16 protein-coding genes are annotated in these 17,109 nt (G+C 46.9%); 8 read left to right on the top strand and 8 right to left on the bottom strand.

Annotation, left to right across the window (positions count from 1 at the left end; all coding sequences use genetic code 11):
• Positions 1-274 precede the first annotated feature (274 nt).
• From D3H65_RS19635 to rimM, 4 genes are all read left to right on the top strand, one after another.
• Positions 275-1,150, top strand: a complete 876-nt coding sequence (locus tag D3H65_RS19635; protein ID WP_211345519.1) for a sigma-70 family RNA polymerase sigma factor — start codon at positions 275-277, stop codon at positions 1,148-1,150.
• Positions 1,151-1,309: 159 nt separating this feature from the next.
• A complete protein-coding gene (ffh, locus tag D3H65_RS19630; RefSeq protein ID WP_119051938.1) occupies positions 1,310-2,629 on the top strand; it encodes a signal recognition particle protein in 1,320 nt (439 codons plus the stop codon).
• A 203-nt stretch (positions 2,630-2,832) separates the two neighbouring features.
• A complete protein-coding gene (rpsP, locus tag D3H65_RS33490; protein WP_119051937.1) occupies positions 2,833-3,270 on the top strand; it encodes a 30S ribosomal protein S16 in 438 nt (145 codons plus the stop codon).
• A 201-nt stretch (positions 3,271-3,471) separates the two neighbouring features.
• A complete protein-coding gene (rimM, locus tag D3H65_RS19620; RefSeq protein ID WP_119051936.1) occupies positions 3,472-3,987 on the top strand; it encodes a ribosome maturation factor RimM in 516 nt (171 codons plus the stop codon).
• 36 nt (positions 3,988-4,023) lie between these two features.
• Here rimM and D3H65_RS19615 read toward each other — a convergent pair whose 3' ends face one another.
• Together D3H65_RS19615 and D3H65_RS19610 are read right to left on the bottom strand one after the other, a co-directional pair.
• Positions 4,024-4,755, bottom strand: a complete 732-nt coding sequence (locus D3H65_RS19615; RefSeq protein WP_119051935.1) for a LytR/AlgR family response regulator transcription factor — start codon at positions 4,753-4,755, stop codon at positions 4,024-4,026.
• A gap of 1 nt (position 4,756) precedes the next feature.
• Positions 4,757-5,860, bottom strand: a complete 1,104-nt coding sequence (locus D3H65_RS19610) for a sensor histidine kinase (protein WP_119051934.1) — start codon at positions 5,858-5,860, stop codon at positions 4,757-4,759.
• A gap of 366 nt (positions 5,861-6,226) precedes the next feature.
• On the opposite strand from D3H65_RS19610, the gene D3H65_RS19605 reads away from it, so the two are divergent.
• The gene (locus tag D3H65_RS19605; protein WP_119051933.1) at positions 6,227-7,438 is read left to right on the top strand and encodes a serine hydrolase domain-containing protein; all 1,212 of its coding nucleotides are present in this window, start codon (positions 6,227-6,229) and stop codon (positions 7,436-7,438) included.
• Between the two features lie 14 nt (positions 7,439-7,452).
• Here D3H65_RS19605 and D3H65_RS19600 read toward each other — a convergent pair whose 3' ends face one another.
• The 3 genes from D3H65_RS19600 to D3H65_RS19590 form a co-directional block, all read right to left on the bottom strand.
• Positions 7,453-8,061, bottom strand: a complete 609-nt coding sequence (locus D3H65_RS19600; RefSeq protein ID WP_119051932.1) for a DinB family protein — start codon at positions 8,059-8,061, stop codon at positions 7,453-7,455.
• Positions 8,062-8,182: 121 nt separating this feature from the next.
• Positions 8,183-8,881, bottom strand: coding sequence for a hypothetical protein (locus tag D3H65_RS19595; protein ID WP_162915728.1), 699 nt, complete (start codon positions 8,879-8,881; stop codon positions 8,183-8,185).
• Positions 8,882-9,025: 144 nt separating this feature from the next.
• Positions 9,026-9,613 carry a Crp/Fnr family transcriptional regulator gene (locus tag D3H65_RS19590; RefSeq protein WP_119051930.1) on the bottom strand — a complete coding sequence of 196 codons (588 nt, stop codon included), beginning with the start codon at positions 9,611-9,613 and terminating at the stop codon, positions 9,026-9,028.
• Positions 9,614-9,766: 153 nt separating this feature from the next.
• On the opposite strand from D3H65_RS19590, the gene dinB reads away from it, so the two are divergent.
• The 3 genes from dinB (at position 9,767) to D3H65_RS19575 (ending at position 13,429) form a co-directional block, all read left to right on the top strand.
• Positions 9,767-10,912: a DNA polymerase IV gene (dinB, locus tag D3H65_RS19585; RefSeq protein WP_119051929.1), complete on the top strand. Its 1,146-nt coding sequence runs from the start codon at positions 9,767-9,769 to the stop codon at positions 10,910-10,912.
• Positions 10,913-11,274: 362 nt separating this feature from the next.
• Positions 11,275-11,916: a peroxiredoxin gene (locus tag D3H65_RS19580; RefSeq protein WP_119051928.1), complete on the top strand. Its 642-nt coding sequence runs from the start codon at positions 11,275-11,277 to the stop codon at positions 11,914-11,916.
• Positions 11,917-12,070: 154 nt separating this feature from the next.
• On the top strand, positions 12,071-13,429 hold the full coding sequence (locus D3H65_RS19575) for a metal-dependent hydrolase family protein (protein ID WP_119051927.1): 1,359 nt from the start codon (positions 12,071-12,073) through the stop codon (positions 13,427-13,429).
• 256 nt (positions 13,430-13,685) lie between these two features.
• Here D3H65_RS19575 and D3H65_RS19570 read toward each other — a convergent pair whose 3' ends face one another.
• From D3H65_RS19570 to rlmN, 3 genes are all read right to left on the bottom strand, one after another.
• Complete coding sequence (locus D3H65_RS19570) at positions 13,686-14,405, bottom strand: RluA family pseudouridine synthase (protein ID WP_119051926.1); 720 nt, start codon at positions 14,403-14,405, stop codon at positions 13,686-13,688.
• Between the two features lie 10 nt (positions 14,406-14,415).
• The gene (locus D3H65_RS19565; protein ID WP_245999539.1) at positions 14,416-15,942 is read right to left on the bottom strand and encodes a pseudouridine synthase; all 1,527 of its coding nucleotides are present in this window, start codon (positions 15,940-15,942) and stop codon (positions 14,416-14,418) included.
• Between the two features lie 106 nt (positions 15,943-16,048).
• Positions 16,049-17,104: a 23S rRNA (adenine(2503)-C(2))-methyltransferase RlmN gene (gene rlmN / locus D3H65_RS19560; protein ID WP_119051925.1), complete on the bottom strand. Its 1,056-nt coding sequence runs from the start codon at positions 17,102-17,104 to the stop codon at positions 16,049-16,051.
• Positions 17,105-17,109 lie beyond the last annotated feature (5 nt).

Here is a 17,109-nt window from a genome sequence, read left to right as displayed (position 1 = left end):
CAATAATAGAAAAATAATGGAACCCCCAAAATTTTTTTGTTGCAACTCCCGTTAAAGGTAGGGAAAGACATATATAATCCGAAATACTTTAAAGCTACTGACAACCAGCAATTTAGAGTACAAATATTTGGTTTCCGGGCCGGAAATCATTAAATTGCTGAACACGAACTTTTATAAGTTGGTCGTCCGGATATAAGAAAACAGTCCATTATACGTTTTTCTTCTGTCTGACTTGTAGCCTTTAAACCTTAAAAACCCTTTAAATGACCTACCTATGAGTATGCGTCAACTCAAGATCACGAAATCGATCACGAATCGTGAATCTCAGAGCCTTGAAAAGTACCTGCAGGAAATTGGCAAAGTTGAACTGATCAGCCCTGAAGAAGAAGTGAGATTGGCGCGAAAGATCAAACAAGGCGATCAGCCGGCACTTGACAAACTCACCAAGGCAAACTTGCGTTTTGTGGTGTCCGTGGCCAAGCAGTACCAAAATCAGGGTCTCTCCTTACCAGACCTCATCAATGAGGGCAATCTGGGGCTTATCAAAGCAGCACAACGCTTTGATGAAACCCGCGGTTTTAAATTCATTTCCTACGCTGTATGGTGGATCCGTCAAAGCATTTTGCAGGCCCTGGCCGAGCAATCCCGCATTGTACGCCTTCCACTCAACAAAGTAGGGCTCACCAACAAGATCCAGAAAGCCTTCTCGCAGCTGGAACAGGAGTATGAACGGGAACCCTCACCTGAAGAACTGGCCGAATTGCTGGAACTCGAAACGGAGGAGGTTTCTGCCACACTGGGCATTGCAGCCCGCCACGTAAGCATGGATACGCCACTCTCCGAAGGGGAAGACAACACCCTGGTAGACGTACTGGCCAATCCCAACGCCGAAATGGCCAACGCCAACATCGAGCATAAGGAATCCCTTAAACAGGAGATCGAACGCTCCATGCGTATGCTTACCGAAAGGCAAAAGGAGGTGATCTGTTATTTCTTTGGCATTGGTGTAGACCATCCCATGAGCCTGGAAGACATCGGGGATAAGTTCAACCTTACCCGCGAAAGGGTCCGCCAGATCAAGGACAAAGCCATCACTAAATTGCGCACCAACTCCCGTTCCAGAGAATTACGGGGATATTTAGGTGTTTAACTTTAAAAATGTAGGGCCACCCAAAGAAAACTTTACACTTTATAAGCTAATCTTACTGTAAATTTGCAGTCCGTTCAAAGGTGAATGTATCCATACATTCACCTTTGAACTTTTTGGTAATACCCCCGGCCAGCCCGGGCATTGTAAAATCAGTCATTTATGTTTGAAAGTTTATCCGAGAAGCTCGAATCCGCCTTTAAGCAGATAAAAGGGGAAGGCAGGATTACCGAACTCAATATTGCTGCTACCGTCAAAGATATCCGCCGCGCTTTGGTGGATGCCGACGTGAACTATAAAATAGCCAAAGAATTTACCGATAAGATTCGGGAAACTGCCCTCGGTCAGAAAGTGATCAACGCCGTAAGTCCCGGCCAACTCATGGTCAAGATCGTAAAAGATGAGCTGGTAGACCTCATGGGCGGCACAGAAAGCACCTTCAATACCAAGGGCAATCCCGCCATCATCCTCATCGCCGGCCTGCAGGGTTCGGGTAAAACCACCTTCAGCGGCAAACTGGCCAACTTTCTCAAAACCAAGAAGGGCCTGTCGCCCCTGCTGGTTGCCGCAGATATTTACCGCCCAGCCGCCATCGACCAGTTGAAGGTACTGGGTGAGCAGATCGGCATAGATGTGTACAGCGAGCCCGAAAACAAAGACGCCGTAGCCATCGCTACCAACGCCATCAAAGAAGCCAGAAGCAAGAATAAGAACGTGCTCATCATCGATACAGCCGGCCGTCTGGCCGTAGATGAAGCGATGATGACCGAAGTCGCCAATATCAAATCCGCTGTTTCCCCCAATGAGATACTCTTTGTGGTGGATTCCATGACCGGTCAGGATGCTGTAAACACCGCCAAAGCCTTTAATGACCGCCTCGATTTCTCGGGCGTGGTCCTTACCAAGCTCGATGGTGATACCCGTGGGGGGGCAGCTCTGTCCATCAAATACACCGTCAACAAACCCATCAAGTTTGTAAGCAGTGGCGAGAAAATGGACACCCTGGACGTGTTTTACCCCGAGCGGATGGCCCAGCGTATCCTCGGCATGGGTGATATTACTACCCTCGTGGAAAAAGCCCAGGCCCAGTTCGATGAAGCCCAGGCCAAGAAGCTGGAAAAGAAGATACGCAAGAACCAGTTTGATTTTGAGGACTTTAAGCAGCAACTGGAGCAGATCAAGAAGATGGGTAACATCAAGGACCTCCTGGGAATGATACCCGGTGTAGGTAAAGCCGTGAAAGACATCGACATAAGCGACGATTCCTTCAAAGGCATCGAAGCCCTCATCAATTCTATGACACCCCAGGAACGCAATAACCCCGATCTGATCACCGCCAGCCGTAAAGCACGGATTGCCAAGGGCGCAGGAAAGGAATTGACCGAATTGAATGCCTTCCTCAAGCAGTTTGAGCAAATGAAGGAAATGATGAAGATGATGAACAAAATGCCCATGGGCCGGATGGGATTAGGCAGAAAATAGTAACACCCGGAAATGTTGCCGAAATTCAAAAAATAGCACCGTTTTAGGGCTTAATATTTTTTTAATTATAATTTTTTGAGAAGTAGGCTGCGTTTTCAAACGAATTATTATATTTGGAAAAATCAACCGGATTGCTACCTTTGCAATCCTTGAAAAAGTAGAAAGTAACCCTATTTGTTCACGCATTTAAATTTCTATTTAAAATGCCAGTTAAAATCAGACTGCAACGTCACGGGTCTAAGAAAAGACCATTTTATTTCATCGTAGTGGCAGACGCCCGCTCCCCCAGAGATGGTAAATTCATCCAAAAATTAGGTACGTACAATCCGCTTACAGTTCCGGCTACTATTCAGCTTGACCGCCAGAAAGCCCTCGATTGGCTGCATAAAGGCGCTCAACCTACGGACACTGTACGCAGAATTTTGTCGTTCAAGGGAGTACTGTATCTGAAGCACTTATTACGCGGTGTTAAACTTGGTCTGTTCGACGAGGCTGCTGCAATGGTGAAGTTCCAAACATGGCACTCAGAACATGAGGTTCATGTTAAGAAACGCCAGGAAGCAAATGCCAAAGACAGAAGAGTTCGCCGTGGTGGTGTTGGCGCTCCTATCAAAAGGAGAAGCGAGGGAGAAGCATCCTAAGCAGCAGTATAGCTAAAGCCAAACTCATTAAATCCCGATGATTATCTTTGTCATCGGGATTTTTTATAATAACGAATGTCTGCCTGAGCCTGTCGAAGGCGGCTTGAGGGTGGGGCGCCCTCAAAGGGCGGCTCACCCTGATCTAAAGGAGCTTGTTGATGCCTTGTTGCCTCGATGCCTCTTTGCCTCAAAAAAAATAATATGACCAAGTACAACAGCATCGGAAAACTGGTGGCCACCTTCGGCGTAGGAGGCGAATTGGTATTGCGCCATGAACTGGGCAAAAAAACATCCCTCAAAGGCCTCGAAACTATCTTTATTGAAGATAAGAAAGATGAAATGCTGCCTTACTTCATAGAAGCCACCCGCGTCAAAAGCGAACAGGAAATATTCCTGAAGCTGGAGAATATCAACACCAAAGAAGCCGCTCAAAAGCTCACACAAAAACAGATCTGGCTCGAAGAACAGGCATTTCACCAGTATGCCGGTAAATCAGCCCCCATATCCCTGCTTGGCTTTCACATCATCGACAATGGCACCGATATAGGAGAGATACTCGAAGTCATCGAACAGCCCCACCAGGTGCTTGCCCGCATTGACCTCGACGGAAAGGAAGCCCTCATTCCCATTCACCAGGAAACCCTCCTGAAGATGGATAAAAAGAAAAAACAAATAGAAGTAGACCTCCCCGATGGCCTGCTCGATATCTTCCGTTGATCCGGTATTATACGGCGATCCAACACAAAGCTCAGCTCATTTCCGCATGAACTGTTCTTTAACCCCTTCAGCATAATTGACGCTTACGGGTATCTCTGCTTTATTCATTAATACCATCCCATCAGGCTTGAGCAGTTTGATCTGCCGAAGCGCAACAATAAATGATTTGTGCGTGCGGATAAAACGATCAGCCGGTAATAACTCCTCCAGCTTTTTCATCGTCTGGTGTATCAGGTGTTGTCCCGAAACCGTAATGACCTTCATATAATCGCGTGAAGCCTCTATAAATACAATATCATCGTAAGCGATCTTCATCAACCCTTCCTTTTCTTTTACCAGCAGGTAATCATTTTCTCCGCCAGCCTCAGTAGGGGCTACCCCTGGCTGCAATAATAGCTTTACCTTTTCAACAGCCTTTAAAAACCGGTCATAAGAGAAGGGCTTCAACAGGTAATCCGTTACATTCAGGTCATAACCCTCCAGCGCATAATTGGCATAGGCTGTCGTAAAAATAACCTTAGGCGGATTGCTCAATGTTTTAAGAAAGGTAATACCATTCACCAGCGGCATTTCTATATCCAGGAAGATCAGGTCGATCGCATGCTGCTCCAGTTTGGCAAATGCTTCCAGTGCATTCCGGCACTTGGCTACCAATAGCAACCCCGGGGTTTGTAGAATATATTGTTCCAGTATCTGATGTGCCATCAGTTCATCATCCGCCACTAAACAGCGGATCACCGGTACCGCAGCCTGTGTATTCGTCATCATATTATTGCAAGGTTATAGTAAGTGTTACTTCAAATATCTGGTTGGTACTATTGATCGCCAGTGTATGCCTGCCCGGATAATACAAAGCCAGGCGCTTCCGCACATTCTCAATGCCCACTCCGCCATACTGCGTTTTTTCTCCTTTCTCTTTAATTGGGGGGGCTACAAACACATCATTCCGCAATTCAAAGCTCAGCACATGGCCTGTAACCGTCAGAGAACCGCGAATAAATCCCGTATCATTCAGCCGGTGCGCGCCATGCTTAAAACTATTCTCCAGGAATTGAATGAACAGGAGCGGCGCTATTTGTTTGCCCGCCGCATCACCACTTACCGTAAACTCAATTGTTGCTTCCGGATACCTTCTCTTTTCCATCTCCAGGTAGTTCTCCAGGAACTCGATATCCTTTTCCAGCGTTACCTGGTTCTGCTGACAATCGTACAAGATAAAACGCATCATATCCGACAGCCGCAATATAAAAGCCGGCGTCTCCTTATTGCCCGTAAGCGCCATCCCATATATATTGTTGAGTGTATTGAACAGGAAATGCGGGTGTAGCTGCGCCTTCAGCGAATCCAATTGTAATACAAGATTATCCTTTTCCAGCAAGTGCCGCTTCCGCTCATTCTCAAAAGCAAACCAGGTAAACGTAAGCGACAGGAAAGCGATCAGGTCCATCACCAGGATATTGACATCCCAAAAGGCAATACCCCAGGCCCGTAAGGCGAAATTCTGGTATTGAAATTCGTAGTAGCTCCGAAGCACCGGTTCATTGCTCAATCCATAAAAAATAATACTGATCAGCCATCCCGCCCATTTAGCTACGAATCCAAAATAAAGAATGGCCGCCACGAAAAACCAGCCATATCTCTTTTTCCGCAACAAGAGCGGCGCCAGCCAGCGGTAAAAAGGGATCGTATACAACGTCATGCCGATCGAATACAATATCAGCTGCGGAAAAGGGAAGTTCTGATACATCTTTTGGTGCGGTGCCGCCTCTACATAAAAGGAATACTTAAACAGGCATACATATATTAACCATATAAATAGTTCATATACATACGGGAAACGGCTTTTCCGGTCAATACCTTGTTTCTTGTCCATGCTGCAAGGATAAAATAGCCTGATCCCAAATAATCACCTCCTTCGATGTAATCACCCTTTCTTTCGACGTAATCAAGCCTGTGAAATTATGTAGAAAATTCATCCCGGGTAGTGGAAACCTGCCAGCACCCATGCGCCCAATGTTTTTGTTTTGGGTCATAAATCAAACAGATGAAAACGACAACCAACATACAGCAAAAGCCGCAGAATGCAATAAGAGTTGTCAGAGTTTACCCCGCCTTAGCGGGGCTGAGCTTGTCGAAGCCTTCAATCATAATTGTACCAAAACAAAACAACTACTGTACGTAAACGAACACCTTATTACCTTTTCGGTTATAAAACCCTCAATATCAATAGCGCATAACTATGGCACGCTTTTTAACCAATGGTATGAAAATAGATAAAATGAAAACCCTCGTTATACTACTGCTTGGCATGACCCTTTCATTGACAGGATTTGCTCCCAACCAGGAAGAAGTTCCCAAACTGGATGGACATTCAACTACCAGCGGTGAAGTGTTGACCAAAAAACTCAAAGCCATTGTAGACGCACAGAAGATCACCGGCCTTTCAGTGGTAGTTATGAAAAATCAGGTAATTATTTATCGTAATTACTTCGGCGTCAAGAATGCATCAACCGGTGAGCAGTTCTCTGATGGTACCATATCTTATGCAGCTTCTCTGACAAAACCACTATTCTCTTACCTGTTTCTGAAACTGGTTGATAAAGGCATGTTCGATCTCGATAAACCTGTATATACTTATCTGAGCAAGCCCATTGCCGCTTATGAGAAATGGCAAGACCTCGATAAAGAGCCCAACTTTAAAAAGATCACTGCACGGATGTTGTTAAGTCACAGTTCAGGCTTGCCTGTATTACGGTACTTCGTTGGTGATGGCAAAACACTCACCCTGATAAACGAGCCAGGCAAAGCCATGTATTATTCCAATGAAGGCATGAACCTGCTGGGTTTTATAGTAGAAGAGCATACTGGCAAAGACCTGCAATCCTTGTGCAAGGAATACATCTATGATCCCCTCGGCATGAAAAATACCGCCATGGTATGGCAAAAGGAATTTGATGCCGATTATGCTGTAGGCCACGATAAAGATGGCAAAGTACTCGGTGCTGAGAAACGTGTCAGTGCAAGGGGAGCCGGTTCCATGGTTACCACAGCCACCGACTATAGCTTATTTGTCAGCGATGTGCTGAATAAAAAAGGACTGTCCGCTAAACTGTATAAAGAAATGTTCACTCCCCAGATCAAAGTGACCAGTAAAAGAGGTTTTGGACCTTTGCGCGATAGCTTGACTGAAAAAGGCGAATTCAGCAATATTCAGTTATCCTGGGGCCTTGGATGGGGCTTATTTAAAACACCGCATGGGAAAGCCTTTTTCCATACAGGCCATGCCGATGGCTGGCAGAATTATTGCGTCAACTATCCTGATAAAGGACTCTCCGTTATCCTGCTAAGCAACAGCGATAATTTTGAACACGCTACCGGTGAAATATTGGAAACTACAATAGGAGATACCTGGTCTCCCCTCAAATGGTTGGGAATTTACGATCAGCACTAAGATACTAAGATGGTTCATCGCGCTGTGAAGTCAGGAGCAGGGAAAGTATAGCCATGGTTACCTCTTACAGCTTCCAGTGTGTTGGCCACTTGCACAAAATGCCGCTGATGATGCGCTATTAGGAACCGGAAGGTGTCACCCAGCTTCAGTTTAATGAACTTCGCAATGGATATAGGTATCCTGATCTTATTGAGATCATTGCTGCGTGCTTGCTGAAGAAGATCGAGCAGTAGTTTTTCCTGCGCCATAAATTCATTCAGTACAGTAAGGCTATCCACATCCGGTGAAGGCCGGTGATCTTTGGGCGATTGCATCTTATTCGCAATTTGCCCATTCTCTTTGGGCAGCATCGACTTGGTAAAATAATTGCCCAGCCAGCCCGGCGTAAAAGAGGCATTTGCAGCAAACGTGTTGTCATTCAAACCTTGCTGCATCAGCGGAAGGTAATAGCGCCCATACGAGTTTAGGTGTTCAATGACCTGCGCTACACTCCATTTACCGCTTGCTGGTTGTTGCAGCAATATCCCCGGATCTTCCTGCAGCAGGTAGTGCAGCGTGAGAATGATCTGTTTCGTATCTGATTCCAGTTGATCCAGTAACTGTCCACTTTGCATATTTTTCATGGCTATACTTTTTTGATACCACAAAACTACCAGCCCCCCTTTTCATAATTCTTGGTATTCGCCAAGATTTTTATCGAGGCAAATGGCTCGCAGCTCGTAGCTCAAAGCTCGCAGCTCATTTTTAAAACCAATTCACCTCATACTTAAACCCAACCCCTACCGTATAAAATCCTCCATTCGTATGTTGCGTAGCTTTATTGGGCATGCCGGCGCCCGCTACATATTCAATGCGTTGCATCATGATCTTGCTGATGCCTCCATAAAAATTTGTACTAAGGCAGAGTAAAGTTTTGGGCCAAAGCCGTATATCGATACCTGCCCCTGCCTGGAATAGTGCAAATACCTGCGAAGGGTATTGCACCGTATAGGAATACCGGATCGTTTCCACACCATCCCATTGACGTGTACCCTCCACTTTGCCCCCATACCCTTCATCTGTAACGCCAAAGGTGACGCCTGCAACAGGGCAAAGCGTCACGGCCCCCTTCAGGATCGGTAGCCGGATACCTGCACGCAGTGGTACCAGGTAACCCGTACGGTCCGTACCGCTTGAACCAAACTCATGGTCAAAGGCCAGTCCCACTTTATAGGCCCGCGCATAAATACCCGTTTCCAGGAATACTTTCTTGTTAAAGGTGCGGCGGATATTTACACCCCATAGCGCGCTGTTGATATCCGGCTGCGTAAGACGGCCAGCCGGGTCGCTGATCTTGAAGAAATCATTTGAATAGGCTACCTCAGCACCAATATGCGTCGTATTTTGAGCCCAGGAAGCCATAACGGTTAACAGGCAAAAGCAGCAGGTAATAAATCGGGTCATCAGGGAAATATATTTAGGGGTCAATGCTACTGAAGAGCTGTCAAAGGAAAATTCTAAAATCGGACGAAATAACCAATTCCGTACATGAAGTGCAATAATGCCTGCTTAAGAGGCCCCCTTTTCAACCACCCCCTTTTTAACTGGTCAACTTATCTTCACACTCGCCATCAGCTTACTGAAAGTACTGGCATCTATACCCATATAGGAAGCCAGGTATTTATGTGGTATCAGTTGCAGCACATGCGGGCTGCGCTTTAGTAAGATCCGGAATTTCTCTTCCGCACTGTAGCTTAGCAATTCGATCTGCCTTTCCAACAAACCCATCATTACCCAGGATACCGACAACCGTACCCAGCGTTCAATATTGTGGTATTTGTCCATCAGTTGCTGCACCTGCTGATAGGAGGTGCGCAGCATCTTACTGGTCGTTAATGTTTCCAGGAAATAACGCGAAGGTTGCTGTGTAAGAAAAGAATCGACGATGCCCGAAAAGGAGGGCGCATAACTAAATACCACCGTGGCTTCGGGATGTTTGTCATCAATATAAAAAGCCCGCTGCACCCCTTCCGTCACAAAGTACAGGTATCGTTCCGTTTCTCCGGCCGTCGTAAGGATCGTTTTGCGTTTGTATTGGACCGGCTGCCAGATAGCCGAAAAATCCGCCCACTCTTCCTCCGATAAAGGATGTAAGGCAAAAATTTGTTTCCGTAGCAAAGCCAGTTCCTGCTCCATGGAGTAAAAATATAAAAAAGCTATTAGCCGTTAGGTATTAGCCTTTAGCGATTGCTGTGTCGCTAACAGCTAACTCCTAGGAGCTAACAGCTAATGCCTAAAGGCTAATACCTAAAAGCTAGCAGCTTCCCCCTTCTTCGTACCTTCGCATTCATGGCCGCTCAACAACGCATCATAGCCCATTTCGACCTCGATGCATTCTTCGTATCCGTAGAGTGCCTCAACAACCCTTCCCTCAAGGGGAAGCCCCTCCTCGTAGGAGGGCGGGAGAGAGGGGTGGTGGCAGCCTGCAGTTATGAGGCCCGGAAATTTGGTATCCATTCCGCCATGCCCATGAAAACCGCCCTGCGCCTCTGCCCCCAGGCCATTGTAACCAACAACAGCCGGAGCGACTACAGCAAATATTCCCGCATCGTTACCAATATCATTGCCGAAAAAGCCCCCTTGTTTGAAAAAGCCTCCATCGATGAGTTCTACCTCGACCTCACCGGGATGGAAAAATACTTCCAGCCCTATCAGTGGACCATCGACCTGCGGCAGGAGATCATCGACAAAACAGGATTACCCATTTCTTTTGCCCTTGCTTCCAATAAGATGGTCGCCAAGATAGCCACCGACCAGGCCAAGCCCAATGGCTACCTCCACATACCTTTTGGAAAGGAAAAAGAATACCTGGCCCCCCTCACTGTCAATAAAATACCCGGCGTGGGCGAACACACCTATGAAAACCTCAAAGCCCTTGGCATATTCACCATCCGCGACCTGAGCGAGCAATCGCCCGACATGCTGGAAAAACGCCTGGGGAAATATGGTATTGAACTCTGGAATAAGTCACAGGGCATTCACCATGGTGAGGTAACACCCTACCATGAAGCCAAATCCATCTCCACCGAAAATACATTTGAAGAAAACCTCACAGATGTCAACCAGATCATGACCGAACTGGTACACATGACAGAACGCGTGGCCTATGAACTGCGGCAGGATAACAAAACCTCCGGATGCATCACCGTCAAGATCCGCTACCCCGATTTTGAGACCACCTCCAAACAAACCAGCATTCCCTACACTTTTTATGATGATGAGCTGATTCCCAAGGCTAAAGAATTGTTCCACAAGCTCTGGCGAAAAGGCCACCCCGTACGCCTCCTGGGCGTAAGGCTCAGCGAGCTAACCGATGAGGCCGTACAAACCAACCTCTTCACCGATACCGAAAAGAAAAATGGGCTCTACAAAGCCATTGATGACGTGAAAAACCGTTTTGGGAAATATGCTATTACCAAGGCTACTGGTAAATAATATATTATTTGTTAATTATATATGACAATAGCTACAGAGAACCTACAGAGAACCTTCAGAGAACGTACAGGGGACCTTCAGAGAAGATCAGCCGGCGATTACCCGTACATTATCAATGGATTACCTGCCTCAGCCCCTCTAGGACACATTGGCAAAATAGAAAGTAGGAAGATGTGCGCACAATTAGCGTAACCCCGTAGGTCTCTTGCTCGTTACAATGATGCAAAACGGCAATACTATTGCAAAAGGGAAATTGGTGACTGACATAAGATAAATTTAACAATTTAGTCTACTCGTTAAGTAGGGAACATGTATCTTCGTAGTCTGTCCACGGATTTTTTTAACCATAAATATCTTTGTATATGAGTTTAAGATTGGGAGACATCGCTCCAAATTTCCAAGCGAAAACGACTGTTGGCGATATCGACTTCTACGAGTTCCTGGGTGATAGCTGGGGCATCCTGTTTTCACACCCCGCCGACTTCACTCCTGTGTGTACAACTGAATTGGGTAAGACCGCTTTATTGCAGGGTGAATTCGAAAAACGCAATGTAAAAGTACTGGCTGTTAGTGTTGATACACTGGATCACCACAACAGCTGGGTTAATGATATAAACGAAACTCAAAACTGTAGCGTGGGCTTCCCCATCATCGCCGATACAGATCGCAACGTAGCGACCCTGTACGACATGATCCACCCCAATGCTTCCGCAACAGTAACCGTTCGTTCACTGTTTGTGATCGGACCCGATAAGAAAGTAAAGCTGACTATTACTTACCCTGCTTCTACCGGAAGAAATTTCTTTGAAGTATTGCGTGTAATAGAATCATTACAGTTGACTGCTGATTACAGCGTAGCTACACCAGCCGATTGGAAACATGGCGAAGATGTGATCGTGGTGCCTGCAGTTTCTACCGAAGATGCTATCAAGAAATTCCCGAAGGGTGTGCAAGTGGTAAAACCTTACCTGCGTTATACGCCACAGCCCAACCTCGACAAATAGTTTTTAGTGGTGATTTCTGACAAGAAATGTCAGGCTGAGCTTGTCGAAGCCTTTTTGGATTTTGTCAGTTAAACTTTATATAGCCTTCCCGCTTTTGCGGGAAGGTTTTTTGTTTTTCCCCCTTTTCAGAATATCTTACTGTAAATTAACCTGCATGAGAAAACCTGTTAATGCCGTCCTGAGCCCTGTCAGACCGAGCCATGTCATCCTGAATTCTGTCAGGCTGAGCTTGTCGAAGTCTCTTTTCTTCCTGTTACTGATCCTCGTAACTCCTGTTGCTTTATTGGCCCAGCGTACCATCCTCCACTGTGGTAAACTGATCGATGTTGCCAAAGGGCAGGTCCTTTCACAATACTCCATCATCATCGAAGGCAATAAGATCACTGATGTGCAGGCGGGTTATACCAAAGCAGCAGGTACTGATAAGGTCATCGACCTGAAAGATAAGACCGTGATGCCCGGCTTAATTGACTGCCACGTGCACCTGGAAGATGAGACAAGCCCCAACCAGTACATGCAGCGTTTTATTTTCAACCAGGCCGATTACGCTTTTCAATCTGTCGTATTTGCAAAGCGCACCCTGGCCATTGGATTCACTACCGTGCGCGACCTGGGCGGTACAGGCGTTAATATTTCCCTGCGCAATGCCATTAATAAAAAGCTCATTGAAGGCCCGCGCGTGATCACTGCCGGCAAATCCATTGCTACCACCGGTGGTCATGCCGATCCTACCAATGGTTACCGCAAAGACCTGATGGGCAATCCCGGTCCTGAAGCAGGTGTAGCTAATGGCCCTTCTGAATGCATGCAGGCCGTGCGCCAACGCTACAAAGATGGCTCCGACCTCATCAAGATCACCGCTTCCGGTGGTGTATTGAGCGTAGCCAAGAGCGGCGAAAACCCACAGTTCACCGAAGAAGAAATTAAAGCCATCGTATCTACTGCCAAGGATTATGGTTTCAAAGTAGCAGCCCATTGCCATGGCGCCGAGGCCATGAAGCGTGCCGTGAAAGCAGGTGTCAACAGCATTGAGCATGGTACCTATATGGATGAGGAAGTGATGGCCCTCATGAAGCAGAACGGTACTTATTATGTACCCACCATTACAGCTGGTAAATCAGTAGGCGACTCAGCTAAGAAGCCTGGTTACTATCCTGATCTGGTTACGCCCAAGGCCCTGGCCATCGGACCTAAAATACAATCCACTTTCGGCAAGGCTTACAAAGCCGGCGTAAAGATCGCCTTCGGTACCGATGCCGGTGTGTACATGCATGGTAAGAACTGGCTTGAATTTGTGTACATGAATGAAGCAGGCATGCCCGTGATGGAAACCATCCAGTCCGCCACCGTAGCCGCTGCCGACCTGCTGGGCATGAGTGAGGTGATAGGCAGTATCGAAAAAGGTAAACTGGCCGATATCGTCGCCGTAGAAGGTGATCCCATCAAAGATGTACAAGCCATGGGGAAGATGAAATTCGTAATGAAAGACGGGGTAGTCTATAAAAACGAATAACAAACTAAAGATCGTAATAAATAATAATCACTGAATATTTCAACAAAAAAGGGCGAACCGTCTTTAAAAGATAGTTCACCCTTTGTTCATTTCGAATTACCCTTCTTTGTCATTTTGGACCACCCTACTTTGTTATTTCGGATCACTCTTCTTTGTCATTTCGGACCACCCTTCTTTGTCATTTCGAACGGAGCGCAGCGGAGTGAGAAATCCGCTATCGAAGCAAACGGCTCGCAGCTCGTAGCTCGCGGCTTTCCTACTTCCTCTTCCTCAACTGCTGCACCAAAGCCCGCATATCCTTATGCAAAGGAGCTTCCACTGTATGACTATTCCCCTGCGCATCCTGGAACAACAGCTTTTCTGCATGGAGTCCCAGTCGGCCCAGGATGGGGCGCTCTTCTTCTTCTGATTTGGAGAGATTGTATTTCTTCTTAAACGAAGAGACCAGGATCGGACTACCATCACCATACAGGGGATCTACTACAATCGGGTGACCCACATGTTGCATATGCACCCTTATCTGGTGCGTGCGTCCCGTATGGATGCGGAACCGCAGTAAGGAGAATTTGCCAAACTCTTCCAGCACTTCATAATCTGTGATGGATTGCTTTCCCCGTTGGTGTATCAGCATCACCCCTCGTTTGGTGGTATTCTCTGCGATCGGTTCATCGATCGTCATTTTCTTTTCAGGAGGAACTCCATTTACAATACCCAGGTAATACTTTTCCACAGTTCTTTCTTCAAAAGCCTGCGAGAGGTATTTGTGCGTATCCTCATCTTTGGCAAATACGATGATCCCGCTGGTATCACGGTCCAGGCGGTGAACCGTGAATATCTGTCCATATTTTTCCTGCAGCATTTGCTTCAGCGAGATTTCTTTTCCTTCCCGGTCAGGAATACTCAATAAACCCGATGGTTTATTGAGTACAATGAAATGATCGTTCTCGATCAATATCTCGGGCGATGTCTTGACCACGTGCTCGGATTTATTTTTTAGTGTACGAAGTATTGAGGTATTTCAGTAGGCGCACTTCTTTTTCCGACAGGAAACGCCATTTACCCCGGTCTACATTCTTCTTCGTGAGGTTGGCATACATTACCCGGTCCAGGTTGCGCACATCGTAGCCCATATGTTCAAATATGCGGCGTACAATACGGTTGCGCCCGCTGTGTATTTCAATACCGATCACGCTTTTATCCTTCGTGTCTGCATAGGCCAGTACATCAGGGGCAATAAAGCCATCTTCCAGTTCAATACCCCCAATGATCGTGTCAAAGTCTTTTTTCACCAGTGGCTTATCCAGCTTTACTTCATAGATCTTCTTCACCATATAGCTGGGGTGCGCCAGCTTTTGCGCCAGTTCACCATCATTGGTGAGCAGCAGTACCCCCGTGGTATTTCTATCGAGGCGGCCAATGGGGTATACCCTTTCTGTAGTGGCATTTTTTATGATGTCCAGTACCGTTTTACGCCCTTGGGGGTCTTCCGTGGTAGTGATGAAATCTTTGGGTTTGTTGATCAGGATATACACCATGTTCTTGCGGATCGTGATCTGCTTACCATTGTATTTCACCTCATCCTGTGCCGTTACTTTAAAGCCTGGTTCTGTGATCACTTTACCATTCACTACTACCAGTCCCGATTTAACAATATCTGCTGCATCCCTGCGGGAGGTGATGCCAGCGTGTGCAATGAATTTATTAAGGGGAATAATGTTCGAGGCTGCTTTTCCGCTGGCTGGTTTATTCGCCTCAGCGCCTGCCTTGCTGATCGTGATCTTACTGCGCTTGTCCACTGGAGCTTTAGCATAGGAGGAGCCTCCTGTTGAAGGCTTACCGTAGGTTGGTTTGCTTGCCGGAGCTTTGCTATAGGATGGTTTGCTGCCAGCATCTTCTCTTGGCGCTCTGGTGTCTGCTGGTTTATATCCTGCCCCTGTTTTCTTTTTGGGCCCTCTTACCGTCCGGTAACCTTCACCCTGCGGTGTATAGCCCGCCTTCTTGCCTCCATCTGCCGACTTAGGGCTTCTGGCTTCTGTATGCTGTATTCTATATTCTTCTGTATTTTTCTCCGCCTGCTTCTTCTTCCGCTCCATATAGCTCATGCGGTTATAGCCCTTGTTCACAAACTTCTTGCCCTTTCCACTTTGTCCCTCGCTATTGGCCCTTCGCCTTTCTTCTGTATGCTGTATTCTGTATTCTGTATTCTTGCCTTTTGCACCTTCACGCATGGCGTCCCTTCCGCTTTGCCAGTCATCCGTTCCCTGATCTGCCGATTTGGGCTTTCTGCCTACTGCACTGGGAAATCCTCCCTTGGGTGTTTTGGGGGGCGCAGCAGCTGCACTGGCAGCCCTGCCCTCACGAAATGCCCTGGCATCTGCTTTCTTCTTATCAAAATAGGCTTTTGTTTCCTGGCGCTGCGCTTTCTTCTCCTGGCGGATGCGCTCTTTCTTCTTGGCGCCCGTTTCTTTTTGTTGGATAAACTTCCCAAACGGAGCTTTACTACTCTTACTCATAAATGTGATTTGCTGTTTTACAACAGTATGATAAAATAAAAAACTCAATAGCTAAAAGCTAATACCTGCCTTCTCGTTGCCTTGCTGCCTCGATGCCCCGTTGCCTTTACCCCACAATGCCTTCCTTATTGGCCAACTGACCACAGGCCGCATCGATATCCTTACCCCGGCTTCTTCTCAGGCGGGCGTTCACCCGGTTCTTTTCGAGGTACTGCATAAACGTGTTGACTACTTTTTCATCCGGCTTGCGGAAAGTAGCCATATCAATAGGATTGTATTCTATGATGTTCACCAGGTCTGCAGGTACCTGCCGGCAGATCTTGATCAGCTCATCGGCATCCTTGAGACTGTCATTGAAATTGTTGAACAGGATATATTCGAAAGTGATCTCGTTCTCCGTCTTCTTATAAAAATAGTTCAGCGCTTCTATCAATGCCTGCAGGTTATTGCTTTCATTGATTGGCATGATCTCATTGCGCTTCGTATCGTTGGCTGCATGTAAAGAGAGCGCCAGTTTAAACCGCACCCCATCATCCCCCAGTTGTTTGATCTGCTTGGCTACGCCTGCTGTAGATACCGTGATTCGGCGGGGGCTCATGCCAAGGCCATCGGGAGAGGTGATACGCTCGATCGCCTTCAGCACATTGCGGTAATTGAGCAGTGGTTCCCCCATACCCATGAACACAATATTCGAAAGTTTCTTCTCGTATACCCGCTCACTTTGCTGGTTGATCAACACCACTTCATCATATATCTCATCAAAATCGAGGTTGCGTTTGCGGTCCATATATCCCGTAGCGCAGAACTTGCAGCTCAGTGAGCAGCCGATCTGCGAGGATACACAGGCTGTTTTGCGGTCATCCGTAGGGATCAGCACACCTTCAACCAGGTGTCCGTCATGCGTCTTAAAACGTGATTTAACCGTGCCGTCTGCAGAATATTGCGTGGCATCTACCCTGAGTGCAGGAAGAGAGAAATTGTCGGCGAGTTTGACACGTAGTTCCTTGCTCAGGTTTGTCATCGCCTCAAACTGTTGCGCTTGCTTCAGCCAAAGCCATTCATACACCTGTTTTGCGCGGAACTTCTTTTCCCCCAGTGTTTCAAAGTAACTGTTCAATTCATCCAGCGTGAGGTGCCGGATATTTTTCTTCGCCGTTTTCATCCCTG

The sequence above is a fragment of the Paraflavitalea soli genome, assembly GCF_003555545.1.
Classification (GTDB): domain Bacteria; phylum Bacteroidota; class Bacteroidia; order Chitinophagales; family Chitinophagaceae; genus Paraflavitalea; species Paraflavitalea soli.
This window is presented reverse-complemented; position numbering and strand designations above follow the sequence as displayed.